Annotated in this window: 20 protein-coding genes; 11 read left to right on the forward strand and 9 right to left on the reverse strand. The window is 47.3% G+C overall.

Annotation, left to right across the window (positions count from 1 at the left end; all coding sequences use genetic code 11):
* Positions 1–672: 672 nt before the first annotated feature.
* The 3 genes from HMPREF0670_RS00855 (at position 673) to HMPREF0670_RS00865 (ending at position 2,355) form a co-directional block, all read left to right on the forward strand.
* Entirely contained in the window at positions 673–1,191 is a 519-nt protein-coding gene (locus HMPREF0670_RS00855; RefSeq protein ID WP_232213834.1) for a hypothetical protein, read from the forward strand.
* A gap of 81 nt (positions 1,192–1,272) precedes the next feature.
* On the forward strand, positions 1,273–1,653 hold the full coding sequence (locus tag HMPREF0670_RS00860; RefSeq protein WP_232213835.1) for a hypothetical protein: 381 nt from the start codon (positions 1,273–1,275) through the stop codon (positions 1,651–1,653).
* A 246-nt stretch (positions 1,654–1,899) separates the two neighbouring features.
* Positions 1,900–2,355: a hypothetical protein gene (locus HMPREF0670_RS00865; RefSeq protein ID WP_044077560.1), complete on the forward strand. Its 456-nt coding sequence runs from the start codon at positions 1,900–1,902 to the stop codon at positions 2,353–2,355.
* A 439-nt stretch (positions 2,356–2,794) separates the two neighbouring features.
* Here the strand turns inward: HMPREF0670_RS00865 and HMPREF0670_RS00870 are convergent, their stop codons facing one another.
* From HMPREF0670_RS00870 to dxs, 4 genes are all read right to left on the reverse strand, one after another.
* The gene (locus HMPREF0670_RS00870; RefSeq protein WP_009229264.1) at positions 2,795–3,757 is read right to left on the reverse strand and encodes a type I phosphomannose isomerase catalytic subunit; all 963 of its coding nucleotides are present in this window, start codon (positions 3,755–3,757) and stop codon (positions 2,795–2,797) included.
* Positions 3,758–4,169: 412 nt separating this feature from the next.
* On the reverse strand, positions 4,170–5,627 hold the full coding sequence (locus HMPREF0670_RS00875; RefSeq protein WP_009229265.1) for a TrkH family potassium uptake protein: 1,458 nt from the start codon (positions 5,625–5,627) through the stop codon (positions 4,170–4,172).
* Positions 5,628–5,832: 205 nt separating this feature from the next.
* Positions 5,833–7,176 carry a Trk system potassium transporter TrkA gene (trkA, locus tag HMPREF0670_RS00880; protein ID WP_009229266.1) on the reverse strand — a complete coding sequence of 448 codons (1,344 nt, stop codon included), beginning with the start codon at positions 7,174–7,176 and terminating at the stop codon, positions 5,833–5,835.
* Positions 7,173–9,059 carry a 1-deoxy-D-xylulose-5-phosphate synthase gene (dxs, locus tag HMPREF0670_RS00885; protein ID WP_009229267.1) on the reverse strand — a complete coding sequence of 629 codons (1,887 nt, stop codon included), beginning with the start codon at positions 9,057–9,059 and terminating at the stop codon, positions 7,173–7,175. Before dxs ends, trkA begins: the two co-directional genes overlap by 4 nt.
* Positions 9,060–9,362: 303 nt before the next feature.
* Between dxs and HMPREF0670_RS00890 the strand changes: the two genes are divergently transcribed.
* A complete protein-coding gene (locus tag HMPREF0670_RS00890) occupies positions 9,363–11,825 on the forward strand; it encodes an outer membrane beta-barrel protein (RefSeq protein WP_009229268.1) in 2,463 nt (820 codons plus the stop codon).
* A 99-nt stretch (positions 11,826–11,924) separates the two neighbouring features.
* On the opposite strand, the gene HMPREF0670_RS00895 is transcribed toward HMPREF0670_RS00890, so the two are convergent.
* A complete protein-coding gene (locus HMPREF0670_RS00895) occupies positions 11,925–12,536 on the reverse strand; it encodes a DUF6088 family protein (RefSeq protein WP_009229269.1) in 612 nt (203 codons plus the stop codon).
* A 1,743-nt stretch (positions 12,537–14,279) separates the two neighbouring features.
* On the opposite strand from HMPREF0670_RS00895, the gene HMPREF0670_RS00905 reads away from it, so the two are divergent.
* The 5 genes from HMPREF0670_RS00905 to dnaG all read left to right on the forward strand — a co-directional run bounded on the left by HMPREF0670_RS00905 (position 14,280) and on the right by dnaG (position 19,546).
* Complete coding sequence (locus HMPREF0670_RS00905) at positions 14,280–15,314, forward strand: endonuclease/exonuclease/phosphatase family protein (RefSeq protein WP_009229271.1); 1,035 nt, start codon at positions 14,280–14,282, stop codon at positions 15,312–15,314.
* Between the two features lie 46 nt (positions 15,315–15,360).
* Entirely contained in the window at positions 15,361–15,936 is a 576-nt protein-coding gene (locus HMPREF0670_RS00910) for a uracil-DNA glycosylase family protein (protein ID WP_009229272.1), read from the forward strand.
* Between the two features lie 70 nt (positions 15,937–16,006).
* Positions 16,007–16,630 carry a uridine kinase gene (gene udk, locus HMPREF0670_RS00915; RefSeq protein WP_009229273.1) on the forward strand — a complete coding sequence of 208 codons (624 nt, stop codon included), beginning with the start codon at positions 16,007–16,009 and terminating at the stop codon, positions 16,628–16,630.
* Positions 16,631–16,844: 214 nt separating this feature from the next.
* Positions 16,845–17,270: a hypothetical protein gene (locus HMPREF0670_RS00920; RefSeq protein ID WP_009229274.1), complete on the forward strand. Its 426-nt coding sequence runs from the start codon at positions 16,845–16,847 to the stop codon at positions 17,268–17,270.
* Between the two features lie 293 nt (positions 17,271–17,563).
* Complete coding sequence (dnaG, locus tag HMPREF0670_RS00925; RefSeq protein ID WP_009229275.1) at positions 17,564–19,546, forward strand: DNA primase; 1,983 nt, start codon at positions 17,564–17,566, stop codon at positions 19,544–19,546.
* 354 nt (positions 19,547–19,900) lie between these two features.
* Here dnaG and HMPREF0670_RS00930 read toward each other — a convergent pair whose 3' ends face one another.
* The 3 genes from HMPREF0670_RS00930 to HMPREF0670_RS16930 form a co-directional block, all read right to left on the reverse strand.
* Positions 19,901–20,995 (reverse strand): SGNH/GDSL hydrolase family protein, encoded by a 1,095-nt coding sequence (locus HMPREF0670_RS00930; protein WP_009229276.1) that lies wholly within the window; start codon positions 20,993–20,995, stop codon positions 19,901–19,903.
* Between the two features lie 306 nt (positions 20,996–21,301).
* Positions 21,302–22,510, reverse strand: coding sequence for a PCMD domain-containing protein (locus tag HMPREF0670_RS00935; protein WP_009229277.1), 1,209 nt, complete (start codon positions 22,508–22,510; stop codon positions 21,302–21,304).
* A gap of 95 nt (positions 22,511–22,605) precedes the next feature.
* Entirely contained in the window at positions 22,606–22,788 is a 183-nt protein-coding gene (locus tag HMPREF0670_RS16930; RefSeq protein WP_009229278.1) for a calycin-like domain-containing protein, read from the reverse strand.
* Positions 22,789–22,927: 139 nt separating this feature from the next.
* Between HMPREF0670_RS16930 and HMPREF0670_RS00940 the strand changes: the two genes are divergently transcribed.
* Entirely contained in the window at positions 22,928–24,022 is a 1,095-nt protein-coding gene (locus HMPREF0670_RS00940; protein WP_009229279.1) for a metallophosphoesterase, read from the forward strand.
* A gap of 72 nt (positions 24,023–24,094) precedes the next feature.
* Positions 24,095–24,760, forward strand: coding sequence for a SprT-like domain-containing protein (locus HMPREF0670_RS00945; protein ID WP_009229280.1), 666 nt, complete (start codon positions 24,095–24,097; stop codon positions 24,758–24,760).
* Between the two features lie 59 nt (positions 24,761–24,819).
* On the opposite strand, the gene cls is transcribed toward HMPREF0670_RS00945, so the two are convergent.
* Positions 24,820–26,244: a cardiolipin synthase gene (gene cls / locus HMPREF0670_RS00950; RefSeq protein ID WP_044077822.1), complete on the reverse strand. Its 1,425-nt coding sequence runs from the start codon at positions 26,242–26,244 to the stop codon at positions 24,820–24,822.
* Positions 26,245–26,608 lie beyond the last annotated feature (364 nt).

Below are 26,608 nucleotides of genomic sequence, written 5' to 3' on the forward strand. Positions count from 1 at the left end.
TTCTTGCATCAAAACCAACCTTCGCGAGAATCGATTTTTTGCGGTCGGGTGAGCGGTTGGTGGATTACGAAGGCACTCATAATGTTAAAATTCTTACTGAAAAGGTTACAATGATTGGCGAGTTAGCTGGTTGACGAGTTGACAAGTTGGCGAGTTAACAAAGCATGAGTTTATAGGTTGACGAGTAGGCAAGTAGACAAAAACGTGATTTTGCAGATGAACGAGAAAACTAGTTTACGATTGTACAAGTTAATAGAAACAGCCATTTTTCACCAATATTAGTTGACAAGTTAATGAGATAACAGGTTAACGAGATAACAAGATGACAAGTTAACAAGTTGACGAGTTAACAAGTTAACGAGATAACAAGTTAACGAGTTGACAAGCTAACGAGATAACAAGTTAATAGGCGCAGCCATCATTTCACCTTTTCACCTTTTCACCTTTTCGCCTTTTCACCCTTTCACCCTTTTCACCCTTTCACTCTTTCACCTTCAAAATATAATTGCATTTTGTAGCTGGTAAATGTAGGATAGTTTTAACTTTTCTTGTACCTTTGTCAAATATTTTGTGCGTTTGAGTAGTGGTAATCTAGGTTTGCAATACGAACGGAACGGCGATTGCTGCCAATGGCGCAGCAAGTTTGAAAGGGAAAGGAGGAAATATAACAAAATGATTAACAAGAAATTCTGTTTTACCATGTTGGCTATGGGGGTGTTTCTAACCTCTTGCTATCAGCAGTATGTAAGAAAAGATTGGGTAATAGATGCGAATGCGAACATCTATGTTTATAGAATTACGTATGGCGAGTTGTGTTATAATTCAATTACAGCCATATCGTTGGAACATGATCGTGTTTATTATTATGCCAATGATAGTTTGTTATTGTCTGTTGATGATTTAACGCATAAGAAAAGAAGGAAAGTTAACGACCAGGCAATAGTAAACTTGCTGCATTATCTAACAGTAATAAACCTGAGTAGGTTAGAGAAACCTGATTGGAGCCGCTGTGGTTGTGTAACAAAGAATGAGTATGTGATAAGAATTTTAAAACAAGGAAAAAATGAATACCATTTTTTTCCTGAATTATTAAAATGCGACCAACGGTTGGGGTTAAAGTTTGTTGAAGACCTGCGAATGATTTTTGAAAGAATGTTGGAGTATGATGGTAATAGCGATGGTTTTAGATAGGTAATAATAGTAATCTTTTAGTATATGAACTTATATTATTTAGTGCTTTTGATGAGTCTTATTTGTGCAAAAGGCTCTGCTATGAAAAGGCTTGAGAACTTTCGAGTGATAAGTTATAGGCTTGTTTCTTCTGATTATCATTACTCTGACGAGAGAATGAAGTGGAGAGGGATGTATTACATGCCTTTCTTGTATGAAGAGTATAGAAAGGGAACGCTCCAAAATGTAGGAATTTATAAAAGTGAGGGCCTTTTGTTATTTACGTCTTCGGAAGTGGAAAAGGATAGTTTGATGATGGATTATGTTTATATAATCAAAAGGAGAGAAATATATGTTGGAAAGAAAGTAGTAATAGATAAGGAAGGTGGGGATAAAAGACATGTATATAACACGGTAATCGTTAAGCATAGGTATTACTGTTATACGGGCAAGTATCTTAGAGTGTACATTCCTGATACTTGATAAATTTGTTTAGTCCCTGAATGTTGATAGGAATGATTGCGCTTTTTTATAATAATCCTGGCATCATTGTGGAAAGTAGATTTAAGAAAACACGTATCCTTTGTTTCATGATATTATAGCCAATACTATTTCGTTTTGGGTAGAACATTAAAAGTAAGCCCGATTAAGGCAACGAAGACAAAGCTAATTTTCATCTTTCCCAATACTTTATTTGCGATACAAGCTTGCATTACAACTAAAAACATTATGTCAATAAGAAATAGAACGCTGATGATAGTCTTGCTGCTGAGTGGCATGTTTATGGGTTATGCTAAGGACGTAAAAAGTTTACAAATCGTATTTACAGATATTTATATGACTACAATTTTCAGAATCACCCCTTCATACTTTGATAAGGGAGCATTAAGAGGTATTTGTGATACAGTTAGCATTGTTGGCACAAAAAAGATCAAGGAACTCATGCAGGCCGTGAATGAATTGCAAGAATTTACCTCATACAAAACAGTTCCTGACACACGAGGAAAAATTATCTTCCTGTATGATGACAACCAAACGGAGGATTTGTACTTTAGTGCCTTCTTCGCTTTATACAGAGGGAAACTATATGAGTTGTCTAATCAATTCAAGCGTCTAATCAATAGAATTATTATTAGCAGAAAACCAGATAATCAGGTGTTTCTAATAACACACGGAAAGAAATGAATCCTGAGAAAAGAAAAATCAAATTCACTAACATGGTATTAATAACAAGCGTATGGAGAAAATGGTGTCTATCGGTGTATTTATGAAGGTAGTTTCCATCGTTTCCTGTCCATCCTTCGTTGGTTTGTCGGCATCTTGCCTGTCTTATTCTCTCGGCGTAGCCCGCTACGCCTTCAGAATAAGACCAGGCAATATGCTCAACAATCAAACAAAATCCGTACAAGCTCTAACGACTGATTTGGGTTTAAGGCATGTTCTATAAATTCCACGTTTATGTCTTTTCTCCTTTTTACGTTTGCTCTTCACTGTCTTTTAGACCTTATCTGTCATCTTTCCCTTACTTTTTCAGTGGCATAGTCCATTATCGCCCATCAAGAAGTAAGAGTAGTCTGACAGATAAAGTCTAAAAATACAGTGGATGTTATTTTTAGAACCTGCCTTAAACGTAGGTTTGTACCAGCTCGATAACGCCTTCCACCTTCACGTTTTGTGTGGTAGCCGGAACAAGAATCGAGTCGCCCGTCTGCATTTCCACGGTGTTTCCCTCGTTGTCGGTAACTGTTCCTTTACCGCCAGTGCAGATGAGGATAACGAAACTGTCGAGTTGCGATAGGTCGATGGTCATCGGCTGGTCCAAATCGTAGAGGTTGGTGGTGAAGAAAGGACAGGTGGCGAGGTTCACGCCCACGTTCTTTGCAGGCACATAGTTTGTGCGATAGTTCTCTTCCACCGTGTAGTTGATACATTCGGCGGCCTCTTCGGTGTGCAATTCGCGCGTGTTCCCGTCCTTATCCTTGCGGTTGAAGTCGTAGATGCGGTAGGTTACGTCGGATGTTTGCTGTATTTCGAGGATGAAACAGCCCTTGCCGATGCTGTGAATACGACCTGCGGGGATGAAGAAACTGTCGCCGCGTTTCACGTTATAGTTGCAGATGGCATCGCAGATGGTGTTGTTGGCCACCATCTCCTTGTATTGTTGAGGTGTGATGGCGGTTTTCATTCCACAGTTGAGATAGGCCTTGGGGTCTGACTCCATCACGTACCACATCTCTGTTTTTCCACGACTCTTACCGTGTTTCTGTGCTAATTCGTCGGTGGGGTGCACCTGAATAGAGAGGTCGTCGTTGGCGTCGATGAACTTGATGAGCAGTGGAAACTCGTTTCCAAAGCGTGCATAGTTCTTTTCGCCCACCAACTTTCCTTGCAGTTCTTTCAACACTTCGTTAAGGCTTTTGCCTTCGTATTCGCCATTTGCCACGATGGTTTCGTCGCCTGGCACGCCCGATATTTCCCAACTCTCGCCCACGTTTTGCAGGTTAGAGTCGAGATGCTTGAAGGGAACGATTTTGTTTCCGCCCCAAATGGTTTGCTTTAATAGTGGTTTAAACTTTAATGGTTGCATGTGAGTATATGAGTTTTTTAGTTTATGAGCCCTAGGGATAGAGGAGTTAAGGAGTTATGGAGTTAAGGAGTTAAGCCAGTACCTTTGTTTCTTTCTCCTTTGTTATTTATGGAGTTAAGCCAATATCTTTGTTTCTTTCTCCTTTGTTGTTGTCTCCTTTGTTCCTTTCTCCTTTGTATCCTTTGCCCTTTATTTCTGTGCGTTTATGTTTGAATTTGTGAGTTATAGAGTTTTGTAAGTCGATGAGTTATGGAGTTAAGTGCATGCCATTACCCTTTGTTTTGGGTCAGATGTGGCTTTATGTTGTTAAGAGTAGCCATAAACAATTTTCATTCTTCATGTTGTGTTGGCACATGAGCGGCAGGAGTATTGGCTTAACTCCTTAACTTCGTAACTGCTTAACTCCTCAAAACTATCTGTCGTTCCAAAATGCGGGGGTGAAGATAACCAATACGGTGAATATCTCCAAGCGTCCCATGAGCATCAGTACTGAGCACAGCCACTTGGCAAAGTCGGGCAGTTGTGCCCACGACATGGTTGGGCCAATCTCTATTCCCAACGTTGGTCCAACGTTGCTTAGCGCACTTAGTGTGATGGTTATGGCGTTGGTGTTGTCTATTCCGGCTGCAATCATGGAGAAAGCACAGAACAAACACATCACCAATGTTACGGTGAGGAAGGCCAATAACGTTACGCGCTTTTGGGTAGAGACGTTTACTCCGTCTATCTTCAACGGCAAAACGGCGTTGGGGTGAAGCAGTTGCTTGAACTCGTTGCGTATTACTTTGAGCAACATTACGCCACGAATGCACTTGAAACCGCCGCTAGTACTGCCTGAACAGGCTCCTATGAACATGCACATGGCCAATACCACCCATGTTACATGTGGCCAACGGGCGGCATCGTCGCTGAAAAGTCCTGTGGTGGTGATGAACGATACCACTTGGAAGATGGCCGCGCGGAAGGCTTTTTCCAACTCGTAGTGGTTGCGTATGATTAGTTCAACCATGATGAAAGCCGTGAAACCCAGTACCAACCAAAGGTAGAGTTTGAACTCGGAATTGCGGAAAAGCTGGCGTATCTTTAACTTCGTGGCCGTGAAATAGAGTAGGGTGAAGTTCACACCCGAGAAGAAACAGAAGAAGGTTACGGCGTATTCGATGGCAGGCGAGTGGAAAAACTCTACGCTGGAATTGTGGGTTGAGAACCCTCCCGTGGCCAAAGAGGTCATTGAATAGTTCACACTGTCGAACCAGCCCATGCCCAAGAACTTGTAACAAAGGGTGCAAGCGATGGAAATGGTGAGGTAAACAGCCCAGATGGCCTTGGCGCTTGTGCTTAGTTTGGGGTGTAGTTTGCTTTTTATCGGGCCAGTGGCTTCGGCCGAAAACACCTTTACCGAACCGCCAACGAGCGATGGCAGCAGGGCGATGGTAAAGAACACGATGCCCAATCCCCCAATCCACTGTGTTAGCGAGCGCCAAAATATGATGCCGTGCGGTAGGGCCTCGACATCGTCGATGATGGTTGCGCCTGTGGTTGTGAACCCCGACATGGTTTCGAAATAGGCGTCGGTGAAACTGTGTAGGTAGCCGCCTATCATGAAAGGCATGGTGCCGATGGCGCTGAAGATGGCCCACGAGAGGCTCACCACCAAGCAAGCGTCGCGACGACCCATCGTGTTGTTGGAGTTGCGGCCCATAAAACGGAACACGAAACCAAAGAATAAGGTGGCGATGATAGACACGAGGAAGGCCATTACGTCGTCTTCCGCATAATAAATGGCCATTGCCAAGCACGACAACATCAGTGCTGCTTCGATGAAAAGCAACGAGCCGATAATTTTATATATGGTGCGATAGTTAATCATTCAGTTGACAAGTTCACAAGTTGACATGTTTACGAGGTTGCAACTTCAAAAGTTTGCTAGTTCACCAGCTCGTGAGTTAACAAGTTTGAAAGTTGACGAGAATGCAAGCTTGGATGTTTAATCGGCAGGGAAGGTTGCGAAGATATGGAACATCAAGGGCTCCGCTTATCTTCATTTCCCGAACTTAAAGTTCGTGTACCGATGGCTAATTAAAGAACTTTCCTAGCTGTTGCATGTTGGTGTTATGGCAAAACACCATTACACTGTCGCCGGCCTCAATCTGAGTTCCACCCGAAACGAGGATGCCAACGCCTTTGCGAACCAATCCGCCAATGGTTACTCCCCTTGGCAAACCCAACTCGAACACGCGCTTTTTCGTTACTTTCGAACCCTGTTGGGCGGTAAATTCGGCCACGTCGGCATTGGCCATTGTGAGAAAACGCACGTTGCTTACGTCGGCATCGAGCATCATTTGGTAGATGTGGCTTGCGGCAATGTCTTTCTTATTCACGATGGTACCGATGTCAAGACTATCGGCCATGCTCACATAGTCCATGTTTTCTACCATAGCCACGGTTTTGCGCACGCCCAGTCGTTTAGCCGTAAGGCATGCCAGGATGTTTGTTTCGGTGTTGCTTGTTAGTGCCACGAAGGCTTGGGTGTTCATAATGCCCTCTTCGTTAAGCAGCTGTATGTCGCGTCCGTCGCCGTGTATCACCAGTGCCTTGTCTTCTTCAAGCAGGTCGTTCAGTTCCTCACAGCGCTGCTCGTCTTTCTCTATTATCTTGGCTTCCATGTAGCTGGGGATGTTTTTCACCGCCATCACGCAGGTGTTTCCTCCGCCCATGAAGAACACGTTCTTTACGTCTACGTAGTGTTCTTTGCCTACAATCTTGCGAATGTAGGGAATATATTGGCGCGTTGTCATGAAGTAGGCCAGGTCGTATAGTTTCAATTCGTCGTTACCGCCTGGTATGATGGTTTCGTAACCGCGCTTAATGGCCACCACGTGGTAAGGGTCGTCGGGGCCACAGAGTTGTTTTAAGGGTTGGTTAAGAATTTCGCAGCCCTCGCGCAACTTGATGCCCAGCATCACAAGCGCGCCATTGTGCACGTCCCAACGTTGGCGCACCCACGACATTTTCAGACCGTTGATGATGTCGGTAGCCGCCAACGTTTCGGGAACGATGAGCGAACTAACGCCCAAACGCTCGAAAAGTTCGGCCACTCCTGGTTCAGTCAGTTCCACATCGTCTATCTTGGCCACCGTCTTTTTTGCCCCCAGAGCCTTAGCAATCATGCAGATGTTGAGGTTCAGATGTTGGTCGGCGGTAACGGCGATAAACAAGTCGGCGTCGCCGGCGTTCGCCTCTTTAAGTGTTTTTACGCTGCTGGGCGATGCTTGCAACATCATCAGGTCGGCCTCGGCGTCCATTCTGCCAAGCCGTTCTTCGTCCTCATCGATGAGCGTGATGTTCTCGTGGCTGTGCGATAGCAGTGTAGCCAGGTAAATTCCTATGTCGCAAGCACCGGCTATAACGATTTTCATGCTTCTATCTCCTTTCTTATTGAGTCGGCGTCAAGGCCTACCAGTTTGCGTAGTTGTGCCACCGAACCGTGTTCTACGAAGGCATCGGGCAAGCCCATGCGCACTATTTGGGGGCGGAAACTGTGGTCGGACATCCATTCCAGCACGGCCGAACCCATGCCGCCGTTGCGTACACCGTCTTCAATGGTTATAATCTTGTTGAACTTGCGGCCAATGTCTTGCAGCAAGTTTTCGTCTAATGGTTTTACAAAGCGCAGGTCGTAGTGGGCCACTTGCTTTGTTCCCTGCATCTCGTCGAGTAGTTTAGCCACATCGTTTCCAATCGGGCCTAGCGTTATTACGGCCACATCCGTACCCGCTCTAAGGCATCGGCCCGTGCCAACGGTTATCTCTTCGAAGGGCGAACGCCAGTCGGGGCATACGCCATTGCCGCGCGGATAACGTATAACGAACGTTCCCTTGTTCGGTAATTGGGCCGTGTACATCAGGTTGCGCAGTTCGTGTTCGTCCATTGGCGAGGCTATCGTCAGGTTGGGAACGGCACGCAGCGCGGCAATGTCAAACACTCCGTGGTGCGTTGGGCCGTCTTCGCCAACCAGTCCTGCGCGGTCTAGGCACAGCACCACAGGCAAATTGAGCAACGCCGCATCGTGAATGATGTTGTCGTAGGCGCGTTGCGAGAACGAACTGTATATGTTGCAGAATGGCATAAGCCCATCTTTGGCCATGCCGGCAGAGAAAGTTACGGCGTGTCCTTCGGCAATGCCCACGTCGAAAGCGCGGTTGGGCATGGCCTTCATCATGATGTTTAGCGAACATCCTGTGGGCATGGCTGGCGTAACACCCACAATCTTGGGGTTGACTTGTGCCAATTCAACCAGAGTCTCGCCGAAAACGTCTTGGTAACGCGGCGGTTCGCCCGTGTTGTTGCATACCAGTCGTTCACCTGTTGCAGGGTCGAACTTGCCAGGGGCATGCCAAATGGTGGCCGATTCTTCGGCTGGCTTGTAGCCTTTGCCTTTGGTGGTGTGCAGATGTAGTAGCTTTGGGCCGCGCATCAGTTTGAGTTGGCGTAGCTTTCGCACCACTTCTTTCACGTCGTGGCCGTCGAATGGGCCGAAGTAGCGTATGTTCATGCCCTCAAAGATGTTCTGTTGGTGGCTCAGCGCCGACTTCAAGGCGTTGTTCAGTCGCAGAATGCCCTTCTTGCGGTCGTCGTCCAGCCATCCTTTGGCGTGCAACCATTGTGCAGCCTTAAAGCGTAGGCGGTTGTATGTTTCGTTGGTGTCGAGGTTCAGCAGGTATTTCTCCATGCCTCCAACGGCTCGGTCGATGCTCATGTCGTTGTCGTTGAGCACGATGAGCAAGTCGTTGTCCGTAGACGACACGTTGTTAATGCCTTCGAAAGCCAATCCGCCACTCATCGCTCCGTCGCCAATCACGGCCACAACGTGGCGTTGTTGGTCGCCGCCTAGCTTGGCAGCCACGGCCATTCCCAATGCAGCCGAGATAGAGTTTGAGGCATGTCCGCAGGTAAACGTGTCGTAAGGGCTTTCCATTGGTGTGGGAAAAGGGCGAATGCCGCCCAGCTTACGATTGGTGAAAAACTGCTCGCGCCTGCCCGTTAGCAGCTTGTGGCCGTATGCCTGATGGCCTACGTCCCATACAATTCGGTCTTCGGGCGTGTCGTAAACGTAGTGCAGAGCAACGGTAAGCTCTACCACGCCCAGACTCGAAGCAAAGTGTCCGGGGTTCACCGACACCTCTTCTATAATCTCTTGGCGTAGCTCTTGGCACAGTTGAGGCAGCTGTTCAACATCTAGTTTGCGCAAGTCCTCTGGGTACCTAATCTTATCTAATAGCTCGAAACTGTTTTCTCCCACAATAAATTCTTGTTCAATTACGGCACAAAGGTACGGCTTTTAATCGAATTTCGATAACGCCGCGTTCATTATTCGCCTGCCAGGGTAGCGTTTTAATGCTGCTTTCGTGTTTGTCTTGCCTGTTGCGCGGCTTGCAACGGTTGGTATGCAGGTGTTGTAAGCTGGCTGATGTCATTAAAATAAGTCTTAGTAGCGGTGCGGATGTAAAATAATAAGCCTTTTTGTTGCACAGCCCGAAAGTGTAGACTACCTTTGCATTTGGCTTGCTTGCAGGCCTCATGGCCGAAAACAGAAAACAGTTAGATGCGCATAAGGCTACTCCTTATATATATAGCGGTTGGCTTATTGGCCGTTTCCTCTTTGCCAACACGCGCCACCACATCGTCGGAACCGCGCCATTTGGTAAGCGACCCCGACACGTTACGCCAAGGAAAAGACCTTGGCGAGGTGGTTGTGGTGGCTCGCCGAAAGCTTATTCAGATGCGCAACGACACCACGCTTATCAACGTGGGCGGGCTACACACCAAGCGAGGCGGTAGCTTGGAGTATCTGTTACGCAAGGTTCCGGGCATGCGCTACGACCGAGTGACAGGCCGACTAACCTATAATGGCAAGCCGCTTGTTAAGATTAACCTCAACGGCTCTACCTTCATGGGAAACAACATCGCACGAGCCTTGGCCGCTTTGCCTGCCGAGGCGGTGTCGCAACTTAAAATATACGACTTGCTTTCTACCCTCGAAAAGGCCACGGGCATTACCGACGGATTGCAAGAGCTAACGCTCGACATTCAGACTAAGGACGAATTTAACGGTGCCCTTACCACAAACGTTAAGGCCGAACATGGCACGCAGGGGCGACGTAACGACAGTGCGCTGCTTAATTGGTTGCGGTCTAACGGCGAAAGCTTGTCGTTTGGCGTGGCAAGCAGCAACTTGGAGAACACCACAGCCGGCAACGGCAATTACACCAACTCGGTATCCATCGACGGAAACAAGCATTTTGGCAAGCAATTGAAGCTTAACGCCAGTGCATCGCTTTACGATTTCCATCAAGAAATGTTTGGTTCCAGTTACAGTGAGGAGTATCTTACCACAGGAACACGAGCCGATGCCTCGACAAGTAGCACGAAGGGGCGCAACACCAGTGGCTCGCTGTGGTTCTTTTCTACTTACGAAATGTCTAAGCGCAGCCAACTCAACGTGAATTTTTCTGCTAGTCTGTACGGCAACAAGAGCCAAAGTGCGCAAGAAACGCAGCTGTTCGACAAGCGGGCGCGCATAGACACCATAACGTTGGGTAACGAAGAGAGTTTTTCGCGCGGCCATTCCAACAGCTTTAGTGCCTCGGCCGACTTCACTCATGCCTTTGCCGAAGGGGGTACGGCATTGAGTATTATGGGCCGAATGGATGCCAACAATGCCCAAAGCACCAACAATTCACACAGCAGAACGCATTATCGGCAATTGAAAAACAAGCTGGGAACCGACTCTTTGCAACTTAGAGAGTTGCAACAGCTATCGCCCACGCAGTCAAGGCAAACATCCTTTACCGCACTGCTTACCCAGCCGTTGGGCAAAAAGGTGCGCTTGCAGGCGGGTTGGGGCATTGTTGCGGCCAAGAATTACCGTAAGCAAGACACCTACGACCAGGCTAGGAACAGCGGACAATGGGTAGATAGCCTTAGTAACGAAAGCAAACTGACGTCTCTTGGGCAAGAGTTTCGACTGACATTCAACTACGATAGCGAGCATCTTAGTGCCAATGGCGGCCTTACTTTGCTGCCACAGCGCAAGCGGTTTCATCAACGATACCACGGCGAAGAGCGCGATACCACCTTACGACACGCCGACTTCAAGCCGATGGCGCATGTGCGGTGGCGTGGAAAGGGCATGAGTGTGCGCCTGGAATATTCGGGCTACACCTCGCAACCCAGTGCAGAGATGTTGCTCGCTTTCAGAAACACCACCGACCCCTTGGCTATTCGCGAAGGAAACCCCAACCTTAAACCCGCGTTCAACAGCATGTTCGACCTAGAATGGGAACACGAACGATGGGGACTTTCGCTAAGTGCCAACTTCCAAAACACGCTTAACGACTTTACCGAAGAGATGCGGCTCGACCGCCAGTCGGGGGCGCGCCACTATCGGCAAGTAAACATCAACGGCAACAACAGCTTTAACGCCAACTTGGGATGGAACAAACAGCTGGGTTTATGGAACTTGGGGCTTAGCATGGCATTGGGTTTGCGGCGCGAAGTGTCGCTCAACGGAGATGAAAGCGAGGCCGAAGTGACGAAAAGCGTTACCAAAATGCGTGAAGGAGAGGTACTCTTGCTATGCGGATTTGTGCCAAAATGGGGCGACATAACGTTTAGCGCACACTGGCAACCACGCTTTTCGCACAACATTCAGACACAAACGCGCACCAAAAACCATGATTTCTCGCTAAGCGTTAACGCTATGGCCGACTTGCCTTTCGACCTCGAACTCTCTACCGATGCCTCTTGTTACCTGCATCGGGGTACGATGACCAGCAGCGATGCCGACCAATGGCTGTGGAACATGTCGTTGGCTTGGAGTTTCCTTCGTAGTAAGCAGGCCACCTTAACCCTTAGTTGGAACGACATTCTTAATCGTCGGCAAAGTCTCGAACGCACAGCATCGGCCACAGGATTTAACGAAAGCTATCGTCCCGTAATTAAAAGCTACGTGCTACTGTCGTTTAGCTACCAGCTTAACTTTAAGAAGAAGGAGGGTAATTCATAGATGGTTAGAGCCTGCAACTTGTTCCGTTAAGGCATGAACGCTTTTAATCGGATAGGGCACGCACGCGTTTCTGCAACTCTTTCATGGTATTTTATTTGTTTAATTGTTAAGCATTGGTTTAATAATTCTCTTCATCCAGCCTGGCATTGCATCTACATCTTTGGCCAAACTCTCCTTATCAGTTTCTTTGGCAATGAGTTCACGGATGATTTGTATTTCAGAATCTCCTATGTTTTCTTGCTTTAAGGCTCGAAGTGCCTGTGTTAATAAGGCAATCAGCCGTGTCTTGTAGCAGAAATTCTTTGGCACGCCACGTTTTAGCACTACTTGGCGATTGGCTAGTTTAATCGTTCTTTCACTCCCTGATGTTAGATAAGAATAGTTCATTGGAACCTGAGTAGAAAGTCCCAACGCATTTAAAGCGGTAGTTCCTGATGGTAGCACCTCTGCATTGTCTCGCATAGCAATAGCCTGAACAATTTTCTCAATAGATGGAAATACCAAACCAAACCTGCTCTTTCTGGGCTTTACATAGATGCCTTGTGCCATTTTGAATAGTACTCCGCTTTCAGTCAGCTCTGCCAACGTGCTTCCTACAAACTCAGAATGATACTCTGGGTAGTCAGAACGGAACAGCACGCTATCGACAGGCAATGCTTTAATTCTCGATTTTAAAGTTTTACTCTCTTCAATATAGCTATCCTTGTTCATACGACCTTTGAAATTTTGCAGATTTTTCAAATGCAAAGATAGTCAATTATATCCAAATAGTAATGATGTTGGTATGTTTTTGTTTCATCAAGTCAGGTTCAACAAATCAAGAATCTGCCAATCTTTAATCTTAAATTGAGCTCAAAACTTACGGCCTATCAACTCACTGGCTTATCATCTCACGAAAACCCAACAACTCCCGAATACATCAACTCACCAACTTACAAGCTTACAACCTCATCAACTCATAAGCTTATCAACTCATCAACTTAAAAACTCAAAACTTAAATTCTTATTATTTATTTTACAAAGTTGTTCTAATTTTCGCTCCGTTCTAGCGAAAATATTGGTCAGAAAGTAGGTAAATAGCTACTATTTTTAACCTTGCATGTCTTTTGTTTTGTCCATTTTAAGGCATAGGACCTGCATTTTGCACCATTTTGCCTTTCTAGTTTGCTTGCCAACCCATGATTATTTACGCCCGAATACATGCTTTTTGCCCCTAAAACTCCACTTTTTGACGGCTATTTTGCCCTTTCGAGGCATGTGTTTCATGATTCTAAGACGTTATATTTATACCATCAAGGCGGATTTTTATGCTTATCATCTCGCATTTAGCAGCAAATCGCACTGCATTTAGCGGCAAAATACCTTGCATTTAGCACCAAAACGCCTTGCGTTTTGCACCAAAATAGCTTGCGTTTTGCACCAAAATGCAGTGCGTTTTGCGGCATATTGCACAGTGTTTTGCTGTAAATAGGCCCAAAACTGGTACAAATGGCGGTTCTTTTAAATATAAATTCATTTTACCGCATTCGCATAGTAGCCCTTTTTTGCATCAAAACTAACCTTCGCGAGAATCGATTATTTGGGACAAGGTGCGCGGTTGGTGGCCAAAAAGGGCACTCATAATGTTAAAATTTGTACCGAAAAACGGACATTCTTTTTGAGGATTGACGATTTGATAGGTTGGCGAATGTCCCAGTTGGCCAGTTAATGAATTTTCCATTTGACCAGATAATGAACTTTCCAGTTGGCTAGTTGCAGTCGGGCAAGCTGATAGGTGTCGCCCTTTTTTCGACCTTCTTAAATTGACAAGTTTGCGAGTTTGCTAATGTGCTAGTTGGGCTGTTAATGCGTTTATCCGCCGATGAATGGCAAGCTAATTTGGTTTGTTATGCAAATACCCAGTAGATTTGCAGGCTCTTGATAGAGGCAGGTTCTAAAATTACCTTTGCTGTATTTTTAGCTTTTAGCTGAGCAGGTTTTGTTTACTTCTTGAAGGAGCATGGTGCACTATGCTTTCTGAAAGAGAAAGCAAAAGATGCCAGATAAAAGCAAAAAGACAGTGAAGAGCAATACAAGGAACAACGATTGAACCTTTGCGGGGAATTTTTAGAACATGCCTTAACTCTTTGTAGCTTACAAAAGCCAAAAAAATGGGGCAATGGCTTTCGTTTTCAAAATAAAATGACGATATTTGCATACTGCTTAGCTATGGCCGAAGTTGCCGATGATAACAGTTGTTGGCATAAATGGCGGGCGAAAGCAGAAAAGACAGTAATTCAAGAACGTTTTTGGCGGACCTGATGGGCAACGCCAAGCTGGCTTGGAGCATTGCCCCTGGCGAGAATTTGGAAATCGCCTACACGGAGTGCTTGGCGAAGCGGAAAGGCAAAAACGCACTTTTGAAGAACAAGAAAACGAACAACAATACGCAAAAACATGAGCTATTTTAGACGGATGCTTGCCTTGTCGGCCCTGCTTGTGGTCGTATTATCGGCAGCAGCACAAAAGAAATTCGAGGTTTACGCCGCAGGATTTTACAACCAAGAAAACCTGTTTGACACTTGCCACGACGAAGGCAAGCGCGATTACGAGTTTCTGCCAAGTGGCTCGTACAAATGGAATGGCATGAAATACACCCACAAACTGCACAACATGGCACGCGCTTTGGCCGATATGGGTACCGATGTGCTGCCTGGCGTGGGGTGCGCCGTTATCGGATTGGCCGAGGTGGAGAACGCAAAAGTGCTGACCGACCTCACTGCGCAACCCGAATTGGCGGCTCGTGGATATAAGTTTTGCCACATAGAAGGTCCCGACCGCCGCGGCATCGACTGCGCATTGCTATACAATCCTGCACTTTTCGCGGTGCGCAACGTTAAGCTTGTGCCCTATGTGCAAAGCTTAGAGAAGGATAGTGCCTTCTATACGCGTGGTTTTTTAACGGTGAGCGGCACGCTGGCAGGCGAACATGTAACAGTGGTGGTATGCCATTTGCCCAGTAGGTTTAGCGATTCTTTCTATCGCGAGCAGGGTGCAAGGCAGATTTTGGCCATTCGCGACTCCGTTCAACGCGAGGATAAAGATTGCAAAGTGTTGGTGATGGGCGACATGAACGACGACCCGATGGACAAAAGCATCAGCCAAGGCCTGCATGGAAAGGCCAACATGAGCGAGGTGGGCCAGGGCGATATGTATAACCCTTGGTACAATGTGCTGACCAAAGAGGGGGTGGGTACGTTGCAATTTCAGGGCTCGTGGAACTTGTTCGACCAGATATTGCTCTCTAAAAATCTGCTCAACGCCAATGGCTCGAAAGACTTTACTGCACTAAAATATTGGAAAAACCAAATATTTAAACGCGATTACCTCTTCCAAACGGAGGGCAAGTATAAGGGAACGCCTAAGCGAACAACGGCCGGTGGCGTGTGGCTCGATGGTTTTAGCGACCACCTTCCCGTTGTGGTTTATCTGGTAAAAGAGAAAGAATAGCAGGCAGACAAACCTTTATCGCGTTAAAATGTTGCGTTAAACAACAATGGTAGAACGACACCCTTTTAAACCTTTCTTGCCCAAAGGATGCAAGCTGTTGATGCTGGGCAGTTTCCCGCCTTCGCAAAAGCGGTGGTGTATGAACTTCTTTTATCCCAACTTCACCAACGACATGTGGCGCATCTTTGGCTTGGCGTTCTTCGAAGATAAGCAACACTTCGTGGACGAGGCCAACAAAACGTTTAAGCTAGACGAGCTGAAAGCCTTCCTTACAGCAAAGGGCGTGGGCATATACGATACGGCAACGGCTGTGAACCGCACCACGGGGACAGCCGCCGACAAAGACCTTGAGGTGATAGAACCCACCAACCTCGACGAACTTTTGCTGCAAGTGCCCGCTTGTAAGAATGTGGTAGTTACGGGACAGCTGGCTGCCGATGTGCTTAGGGCGCACTTCGGCATTGCCGAACAGCCCAAGGTTGGGACGTATGTGCCGTTTGTCTTTCAGCCCGACGGTCGCGAAATGCGGCTCTACCGCATGCCAAGCTCTTCGCGTGCCTATCCGCTTAAAGTGGAGAAGAAAACCGAGTGGTACAAGGCGATGTTTGAAGAGACCTTGTAGTAATGGGCTTATAGACGTGAAGAAAATTGTAAACAGGACAACAATATCCACTCAATAAAAGTATAACACGATGCAAAAGACAACGATAATAGGTATTGCTGGCGGAACAGGTTCGGGCAAAACAACGGTGGTGAAGAAAATAGCAGAGGCGTTGCCACCCCATTATGTGGCGGTGGTTCCACTCGATTCGTATTACAACGACACGTCGGACATGACCGAAGAAGAACGGCATGCCATTAACTTCGACCACCCCGACGCATTCGACTGGAAACTGTTGACCAAGCATGTTAACGACCTTCGCAGTGGGGTTGCTATCGAACAACCCACATATTCGTACCTGCTTTGTAACCGCTTAAAGGAAACGGTGCACGTTGAACCTAAGCCCGTTATCATCATCGAGGGCATCATGACCTTGCTGAACAAACGCCTACGCGACATCATGGACTTGAAGGTGTTTGTTGATGCCGACCCCGACGAGCGGTTGATACGTAACATTCAGCGCGATACCATCGACCGTGGCCGAACGGTTTCGATGGTGGTGGAACGGTATTTGGAGGTGCTCAAACCCATGCACGAGCAGTTTATCGAGCCCACCAAACGCTATGCCGACTTGATTATACCGCAAGGCGGCGAAAACGAGAAGGGTATCAACATCTTGTGTAGCTATATCGAGGGGCTTGTTCCTGTGGAGTAAGTCCCCACAAACAGCCCGTTAACTTGTCAACTTATTAGCCTATCAACTTGTCGTCTTTTGCACCTGTAAAATCTCATTTTGCTTGCGATAAATCAATAAAAATTGCTAAACGCCTAGTTTTTTTGTATGAAACTATTGCAAAGTAATTGCTTTTATGCTATCTTTGCAATATAATTAGAGAAAAGAATATTAATTTAGAAAATCAGTTTTAGCAATGAAGAAGATTGTACTAGCGTCTATCATGATGCTTTCTATTGGGATAACAGGCTGCGCAAGTAGTCAAGAATTTAGTGAATTGAAAACCCAACAGAAAGCTTTGAAGTTGCAAACGCAGCTTACCAACACCCAATTGCAATACGAAAAGGCAATAGCTTCGCTAGCCGAACTAAGAAAGAAGGCAGCCGATGTCAATGCAGAGGCTAATGCAAGTGTGGTTACTGGGTTGAGTATTCGTGATGCCGAGGCTACCGCCAAGGCAGCCAAGGCTAGGGCAAAAACGCTTAAAGAAGTAACCAAGATGAACAAGAAACTGGCCAAGGAGCAGAAGAAGGTGGAGAAACTAGAAAAGAAAATGGAAAAGATTCAAGACAAAATATCCAAGCTGAACCAAAAAGTTGAGTTTGTTGGAGGTTGGAGATAAGCTCCATTAGATTCTTGTTTAAGAAGTAATAAGGCAGGGTGAGGAGTATTCCTCGCCCTGTTTTCGTGTAATGCTGGTTCTGGAAATTAGCTTTGTTGGCTTTAAATCTAGTAGTTGAATGGCTTGTATTGCTGATAATTAGTGATACAACCCATAGCCGTTCCCACCAATCATCCTTTCTTCCGCCTGCTCTTTACGGGTTGCTCCCTTGTTTGTTTCAATCTTTTTTTATAACTTCGCAGTTGGTTAAGGCAGTTTCTATTGAAGCCGTTTGCATCCAGTTGAAACAAGACATGATAGACAGAGCAACCATAGAGAAGATACAAGAGGCAGCCAACATCGTGGATGTGGTTTCCGAGTTCGTAACCCTGCGCAAGGCTGGGGCGAATTATAAGGGGTTGTGCCCGTTTCATAACGAGCGCACACCATCGTTTATGGTGTCGCCTGCGCGTGGCATTTGCCATTGCTTTGGTTGTGGAAAGGGGGGCACCCCCGTGAGCTTTATCATGGAACACGAGCAAATGACCTATCCAGAGGCATTGCGGTGGCTGGCCAACAAGTATCATATCGAGATAAAGGAACGCGAACTGAGTGACGACGAACGGCGCGAACAGAACGAACGCGAGAGCATGTTCATCGTTAACGAGTGGGCCGCGAAACACTTTGAAGACACGTTACACAACAATGTGGATGGACTTGCCATCGGCATGCAGTATTTTAGGAGCCGTGGTTTCAGAGACGACATCGTGCGAAAGTTTCGCTTGGGGTTCGACCTTAACGACAGAGAGCTATTGGCGCGCACGGCAATAGACAAGGGATATAACGTGGAATTCTTGGTAAAGACGGGGCTTTGCTATCGTACAGACGACGGACGGTATGTCGATCGCTTTGCCGGGCGTGTTATTTTTCCGTGGTTTGGCGTTAGTGGAAAGGTGGTTGGTTTTGGCGGAAGACTGCTAGACTCGCGCACAAAAGGCGTACAACAGAAGTATGTTAACTCGCCCGACTCGGACATTTACCATAAAGACCACGAACTATATGGCATTTTTCAGGGCAAGAAAGCCATTGCCAAAGAAGATTGCGTGTACATGGTGGAGGGCTATACCGATGTTGTTTCGATGCACCAGTGTGGCGTTGAGAACGTGGTGGCTAACTCTGGTACAGCCCTTAGCATACATCAGATACACACCTTACACCGCTTTACCTCGAACATCGTGCTGCTTTACGATGGCGATGCGGCGGGCATACACGCCGCCTTGCGTGGAACGGACATGCTGTTGGCCGAGGGTATGAACGTAAAAGTGTTGCTTTTCCCCGATGGCGACGACCCCGACAGCTTTGCCAGAAAGCACAATGCCGAGGAGTTTAGGAAGTATATTGCCGACAATCAGACCGACTTCATACAGTTTAAAACGCGGGTTTTGCTTGATGGCGTAACCGATCCTGCTCGCCGTTCGGAGGCTATCTCGTCTATTGTGCAGAGCGTTTCGGTTATTCCCAACCAGATTTTGCGCGACACTTACTTGCACGATTGCGCCCAACGACTAGGTGTGGCCGAAACAACGCTCATCAACAGCATGAACAGATACATACGCGAGAGCCGCGAAAGGCGGTCTACGGAAACATCGCGTGCGGTTCAGGAGAGTATGGAAACAACGCCTCGACCCACCATTCAGACGGTTACACCGCTGCAACAGGCGGCGAAGGTGGAGCGTATGTTGGTGGAACAAGTGGTGAAGTACGGCGAACGGATTGTGCTGCGCAACGTGGAAGATGAGGATGGAAACTTGCTTAACCTCACCGTGGCGCAGTTTATTCAATATGATTTCATGCAAGACGAGTTGGCGTTTCAACATCCGCTATTTAACAGAATACTGCAAGAGGCGGCCGAAAGGAGCGTGTATCCCGACTTTAAGGCAGAGCCTTACTTTGTGCATCACGAAGATATTGAGCTGAGCAAGCTGGCAACCGAACTGTGCATGGACCCGTATCAGTACCTAAAACTGAAACAACCCGAACCCACCCATCCGCTAGACGAGGAAGAGAAACGGCTGAAAGAAAAGGAGAAAGAGGACGAACTGCGCCAACGAACGGTGCATTTGCTGCTCGATTTCCGCCTTGATTATGTGGAGCATCGCCTAAAAACACTGCAAACGGAGATTGCACAAGCGGCTAGCGATCCTGAAAAACTGATGCAACTAATGGCCGAATTTAAGGACATGCAGACAATTCGCAACGAGTTGGCACGGCGATTGGGCAGCGAAATTTTGGTTTAAAAAGGCGAGGCTTGGGGGGCGTAAGTCGCTGAATATTGAAGCTTCTGTGTGATATGATGATGGAGTTTAGGCGTTTGAAGTGCCTAAACTTCTTTGTTTTGGTGCGTTTGGGGCAATATCCAACCATGCCTTTGCCTGCGTGTTGTAAGGCCTTTGTTCGGCAGTAGGCTTTGTTTTGGGTGCTGTACAAGCTTTTTGTAGGCAGGCTACAAGCGGCTTGTACTGCCAGTACAAAATGCTTGTAGCCTGCCTACAAAGTGCTTGTAGCACCACTACACGTTGCTTGTAGTGATAGGTTTTCTCTTTACCTTTGGTTTATTTTCTCTTTATCTTTGGTTTATTCCCTCTTTTTCTTTAGTTTATTTCCCATCCCATCACCGCCGACACCAAGGGAACGAGTGTCATACAGAGCTTTTGTTGCCCCGAATAGTTGGGGTGGTAGCTTGCGCCAAGGTCTTTATCTACGGTAATAATGCCTGGCATGAACTCGGCAAAATGCACATCCTTGTGCGCAGACAGCCGTTGTTGCAGCACCTTAAAGCTTGCAGAGAGGTACGCGCCTGCCGAATGGGGACGAATGCAGATAACGGGTACTGGCCCATAGTGTTTGCGAACAAGCTCGATAAGCTTAACGTATGCGCCCACATATTGCTCAACAGAGGGTGTAATGACGGTGGAATAGTCGTTTGTGCCAAGGTTTATCAGCACCAATTGGGGACGATAGGCCTTGAAATCGTAAGGGGTGGTGGCGTAATGGTCGAAGAGTTGTAGGTAGCGTTGCGACATGTTGCCTTTCGAAATCTGCACCGTGTCGCCCCAATTGCGCACCATGCCGCGGCCAGAATGGGCTGCCAGCACATAGTCGGCCCCGAAATAGCGGGCCAATAGGCAGGCATAGGCCTTGTCGCAGTTTTCTGTTTCCAGTTTAAAGGGGTCGGTAGCCTTGTTGCTTTCTGTGCCATAACCGCAGGTGTACGAGTCGCCAATCACTTCGATAAGCCGCTTGGGGACGGGTACGGCATGCAACGAACCGCCCTTAGACAAGAGCAAGGCGTGCACCGTGGTGCATCCGTATTCGCCTTCGGTGCATTTTTGCAGCACCAGTTGGTGCTTTCCGCTCTTCAAGCCGTTGGCCAACACCATGCGTTGGGGCGTGTTGCCCTTTACCCTAATCTTCTTTATCCACTTGCCATCAACGAAAACGTTGTGATAGCTTTCGCCTTCGTCTGAGATTAAGACGGCAATCTCTGTACCTGTAAAGCCTGTTCGCAGGTAAGTTCCCACCCAATCGTAGCGCACGGTGCCTGCTGTGGCGTTGTGTTCCACGCGTCCGATGTATTGCACTTCGGGGCTGGTGGCTTTAATTTGCGTGTCGTTGGCTGCCTGCGCAGTGGTTGGAACAAGTGCGGCGAATAGGATAGTGAGGGCAGCGAATATGGATTTAAGCATGTGCCGTGTTGAAGTGGCCGTGTTTGTTGCACCTATATAGTAAGGTGTGTGGATGTTGCAGATGGGGTTCATGTTGGTGAGTTAGGTCTTTGTTTACGTTGTAATGATGAATGGTAAAACGGCTAGGCCGCTTTGCCTTAATTGAAAATGTCTACCGAGAGGGGCTAAAACAAACATTGCCTGTGGCTGTTTGGCAACCGCAGGCAATGTCGTTTTGTGTAGGAAAGCACCCTTTATGGGGTGGGCGAGTGGGCTAGGCTGACGTTTTGCGCGCAGAAAGCCCCTTCGCCATGCTTTTCTCGAGGCTTATTGTTTCACTACCTTGCGTGTTTTGCCTTGCGCATCTTTGATGATATACACGCCCTTGCGGTTGGTGTTGTTTACGCGAACGCCGTCGAGGGTGTATATTTCCACTTGTTTGTTGCCCTCAACGCTGGGCAAATTGTCAATGCCTGTGGTTACGTTGATGGTGTAAAGGCGATATTTGCTTAGGTCGTTGCTGGCAACCAGCACGGTGGCTTTTCCGTTTTCTACGGTTTTTGCTACCAGCATGCCTTGTCCCTTGGTCTTCACCGTAATGTCGTCGGCCGTTGCGTTGCCTACAATATGGGTGTATTCGGTGGTGTTTTCTGCGAAGTTTGCAAGTGCTTGACCCTTGATGCTAATGCCTTCAACGCCAAAGTTGTACACCAATTCGAGGTCGTCTACGTATAATTCATCGCTTCCGCTGCCCTTGCCTGCATCGGCGTTTGTAGAAAGCGTAACGAGAATGGCTTTCGGGTCGATGCTGTTATTAACGTAGCTGAAGGGGATGGACAAACGTTTCCATTCGCCTTTGGTGTCGGCAATCTCGTTGTTAATGGCCTCTGCCATCTTTTTGTAGGTCTTACCTTTCTCTTCCGGCAGCTGATAATAGGTGCCGTCGGTAATCACTGCCTTGGCTGTTGCGTACGGATGGTCGGCAGAAGGTTTGCCTTGTTTGAACTTCACCCAAAGCGTAAGACTGTCAGGACGACCACTTAATTCGGTGTAGAATGGGTCGCCATTGCCGTCTTTATCCTTGTTGGCGAGGTCGAGGAAGGAGTTGTTTCTCGTATCTGTTGCAGTGGTGGAGCCTGCTTTAAGTCTGCCCGTTGTGACTGTTCCATTAGCCGTAACTCCTATTATGGAGCGTGAATACACGCAGAGACTCTTCTTTCCTAATGAACCAGGACGTACGTCCGTAGATTCTTTTGTTTGTTGTCCTTTCGCTAGACTAGTAAACCAACCCTCTGTAATAACACTTTGGAACGAATGCCAGCGGTTTGGTTCTTTACTGGCTCCGAAGTTCTCGAAGTCGCTATTAGGCACTTGATAGCCCTCGCCAAAGACAACCTTAATGGTCATTCCTTGAAAGTCGATGCCGATATTTGCATTTAGTTTGTCACCTTTTTCTTGGGCAAGTAGGTTAATAGGAACCTCTCCCAGTACAGGGCCAATCCATGGGCCAGTGGTACTTCCTTCTTCTATTTTCACTTTAGTATTAGCTTGAAGAAGTTTTGTTGAACCTTGGATGAAAGGCGTGGCGGGGATGTTAATGGTGCCTACACCTTGTTTTTGGCCTTCAAGGTTTATGGAAAGTTAGCCAAAGAGAGTTTATAGGTGCCATCTCCTTGTTGGTCTACATTGATTGTTGCCGTACTATTGTCGGCAATGTTGCCGTTGATGTATACCACGAGTTTGCCTGTATAGGTTTTGGCAAATGTAGTAACTGTACCTAAGACAACGAATAATGCTGTAAAAAATCTTTTCATACTATTACTGATATTATGGTGAACGCGATGAAGTACACCCTATTAAACAAGTTGCAAAGCTAATGATTTTTTTTGATATGACATATTCTTTAAACAAGAATAAATGTTTAATGTGGCATATTTTACGTAACTTCGCAGTATGAAACTTGGAATGTTATTGTTTTTGCTTATCCCTATTGTGGGACATGTCTATGTGTTTTGGCACGTTTGGAACATTGTTCCGCTGAACAATTGGCTGAAAATCATCCTGTTGGTGTTACTCTCATTGGGTTTCATCTCGCTTCTTGTGGGCTTTGGTGCAGGACTAGATAAGATGCCAATGACCCTCGCCACGGCCATATACGAATTAGGGACGTCGTCGGTTTTCGTGCTGCTCTATGCCGTGCTGCTTTTTCTTTTGCTCGATTTAGGGCGGCTCGCTCATCTCATTCCCAAGCAATTCTTGTATAACAGCTTGTCCGGGACACTTACCGTATTGGGTATATTGTTGGCCGTTTTTGTGTATGGCAACATCCATTATAACAATAAGGAACGACAAGAGCTGCATCTAAACACTTCCAAACACTTGGACAAGCCGCTTAAAGTGGTGATGATTAGCGACCTGCACCTAGGCTATCACAATCGTAGGGCGGAGTTCGCGCGTTGGGTGGACTTGATCAACGCCGAGCGACCAGACCTTGTGCTCATCGCCGGCGACATCATCGACATCAGCGTGCGGCCGCTGTTGGAAGAGCATGTAGCCGAAGAATTCCGCCGAATAAAGGTGCCAATATACGCTTGTTTGGGTAACCACGAGTATTATAGTGGTGACGCTAACGCCGAAAAGTTCTATCGAGATGCCAACATCAACCTGTTGCGCGACAGCGTTGTGCAGGTGATGGACCTCAATCTTGTTGGGCGCGACGACCGAACCAATGGGCGGAGGGCGTCGCTTAAAACACTGATGGGCAAGGTAGACCCCTCCAAATACACCATTCTGCTAGACCATCAGCCCTACCATTTGGAAGAGGCGCAACGGGCAGGTGTAGACTTTCAGCTTAGCGGACACACCCATTATGGGCAGGTTTGGCCCATATCGTGGATTGAAGATGCCATATACGAAGACGCATACGGGCCGTTGACAAAGGGTAATACGCACTATTATGTAACTAGCGGCATTGGCATCTGGGGCGGAAAGTTTAGGATTGGCACACGCAGTGAATATGTGGTGACCACAATATCGCAAAGCTTTTAGGCTGAGAAATACGTAAATGTGGCGAACACGACGGATTAGAAGGGGGCTGGGGCACGAGGATTTTAAGCACAGATGAAAAGCAACTTTAAACTGACACAGGCACATCTTAAAGCATGGTTCGGCGAGTTTAACCGCGATTATTTCGGGGGAAAATTGCCCGAACCGCGTTTAATGCTGTCGCGTTCGAGAACGCAATTGGGCTCGATGCACTGTAAAAGACGGGCGGGGTTGGGGCGAGTGGAAACCTTTGACTACGCTATACATGTGAGCATACTGTTCGAACAAGACGAGAAAGGCTTTAAAAACGTGTTGCTGCACGAGATGATACATTATTATATAGCGTACAACAATATTCAAGATACGGCTCCACATGGCGATGTTTTTAAGGCGATGATGAACAGGCTAAACAGTGAATACGGCTGGAACATGAAGGTTTCTGAAAGGGGAAAGGCCTTGCAGGTGGCGCAAGAGTATGTTCCGCAGCGCGAATATCTGGTGCTAGCACTGTCGCTGTCTTCGGGTAAAAAGATGTTTTCGGTAGTATCGCCGAGTAACTTTCGTAAGCTAGACGGGCAAGTTAAGCGCGTTAGAGAGGTGGAAAACTATGGTTGGTATGTTTCAAAAGACGTTTATTTCAACGGCTATCCAAAGGTTAGGACGTTGCGTGGCGTGCCTGTTGCGCCCGACTTTTTCGACGAAATGCTGAAAAAGATGCAACCTTTGGTTCTTCCCGAATAAAAGGTGTCGGCACTTGTAGCGCGAGGTTATGAGGGGCCTGCGGATTTCAATTGCCCAATTTAGAGCAATGGGGAAAGCAGTCGGATGAGCGATTCCCATAGTCGGGCAAGGAAAGGACGGTGCGCAAAAATGTCGGGACTGTCCAGCACGATGCACTCGGCCTCGTCGGTTAAGAACACTTCTTTCATCTTCAAGGCCATCTCCTTGTCGTAGAAAAACACATTGGCCTCGAAGTTGTTCTCGAAACTTCGGAAGTCTACATTGGTAGAACCGCAGGTGCAAAGGCTGTCGTCGCACACCAGCAGCTTGCTGTGGTTAAAGCCGGCGCAGTAAAAGCAAATCATAACTCCTGCCTCTAAGGCTGCTTGCACATACGAGCGGCCCGCCCACTCAATGATTTTAGAGTCGGTTCGGGCAGGGAGCATTAGTCGAATGTCCACTCCTGCCTGCCTTGCCGTTCGCATGGCGAAGAGTATAGGCTCGGTGGGCAAGAAGTAAGGCGACTCCATATAAACGTATTTCTTGGCCTCTAACAATATGCGCATGTAGCCTTGCATGATGTCGGGCCAAGGCGAAACGGGGCTGCTTGTTACCACTTGCGCGATGCAATTGTTGCTGATTTGGGGCGAAAGCATGGGATAATACACCTTGTCGGTGATAAGTGTGCGCGCCATAAAGTACCAATCCACCAGGAAAGCGCGCTGAATGCCATACACGGCGCCGCCCCGAAGGCGCAGATGTGTGTCGCGCCATTCTTGCTTGCGCGTGCCTTTCACGTATCGCAAGGCCACGTTCATGCCACCGATGTAGCCCGTTCGGCCGTCGATAATGCAGAGTTTGCGGTGGTTGCGGTAGTTCATCTTGCTGGTGAACATGGGAAAACGCACGGGCATGAACGACTGCACCTGTACGCCACCCCGCGCCAAGTGGTCGAAAAAGCTGTTGCCAACGCTCCAACAGCCCACATCATCGTATATCAGACGCACCTCTACACCTTGCTTGGCCTTGTCGATGAGGGCGTCGGCAACCAGTCGGCCCAGTGCATCGTCTTCAATAATGTATGTGCCTAGGTGTATATGGTGGCGCGCTTGGCCTATCTCGGCAAGCAAGTCGAGGAAGAAATCATGCCCTGTGGTGAATATCTCCACCTCGTTATCCTTGTAGGGCAGGGCCAGGCTGAGGTTGGTGAAGAGGTTGATTAGTTCTTTGTGGGCGTCGGGCAGTTGCAGTTCGCCCTGTTCAACGTATTCCAGCATGCTGCGTTTGGTGAGCCTGTCCATGCTCCTTTGGCTGATGAGGCGCTCCTTGCGCGTGTTTTGTCCGAAGAAAAAGTAGAAAACGATGCCCACCACAGGTACGAAAGTAAGCACAAGAAGCCACGCCATAGTCTTGGCAGGCTGCCTATGGTCCATCAGAACTCGCACCATCACGCCGATGGTGACGATGATATAAAGTGCGATTATGGCCGTGTGGAGATATTGCATAGGCATACTTGTTGCTACTCTTGCTGTTGTAGGGCTTTTGTTTTGCTGTCTGGAACGAGACAAAATAGCGAAACTAGTCCTAGTTCGGCCCGTTTCCTCGTTCTGTTTTATAGTGGGAGAGCTGTTTCACTCCGTTTGGTTCGTACCACTTTCCTCGTTCTGTTTTACAGTGGGAGAGCTGTTTCACTCTGTTTGGTTCGTACCGCTTTCCCTCCTTACGTTATGCACAAAAATACGCATTGTTTTTATAACTACAAAATAAACGGCTCACAAATACAGGCTTCTGGGATGATTTAAACATTTGTTTAAAGGAAGTCGTCTCGACTTTAAATATTTCTTTAAATTGAGGGGTGCGGGACAAGTC

Origin of the sequence: Prevotella sp. oral taxon 317 str. F0108 (genome assembly GCF_000162415.1) — a bacterium.
Classification (GTDB): Bacteria; Bacteroidota; Bacteroidia; order Bacteroidales; family Bacteroidaceae; genus Prevotella; species Prevotella conceptionensis.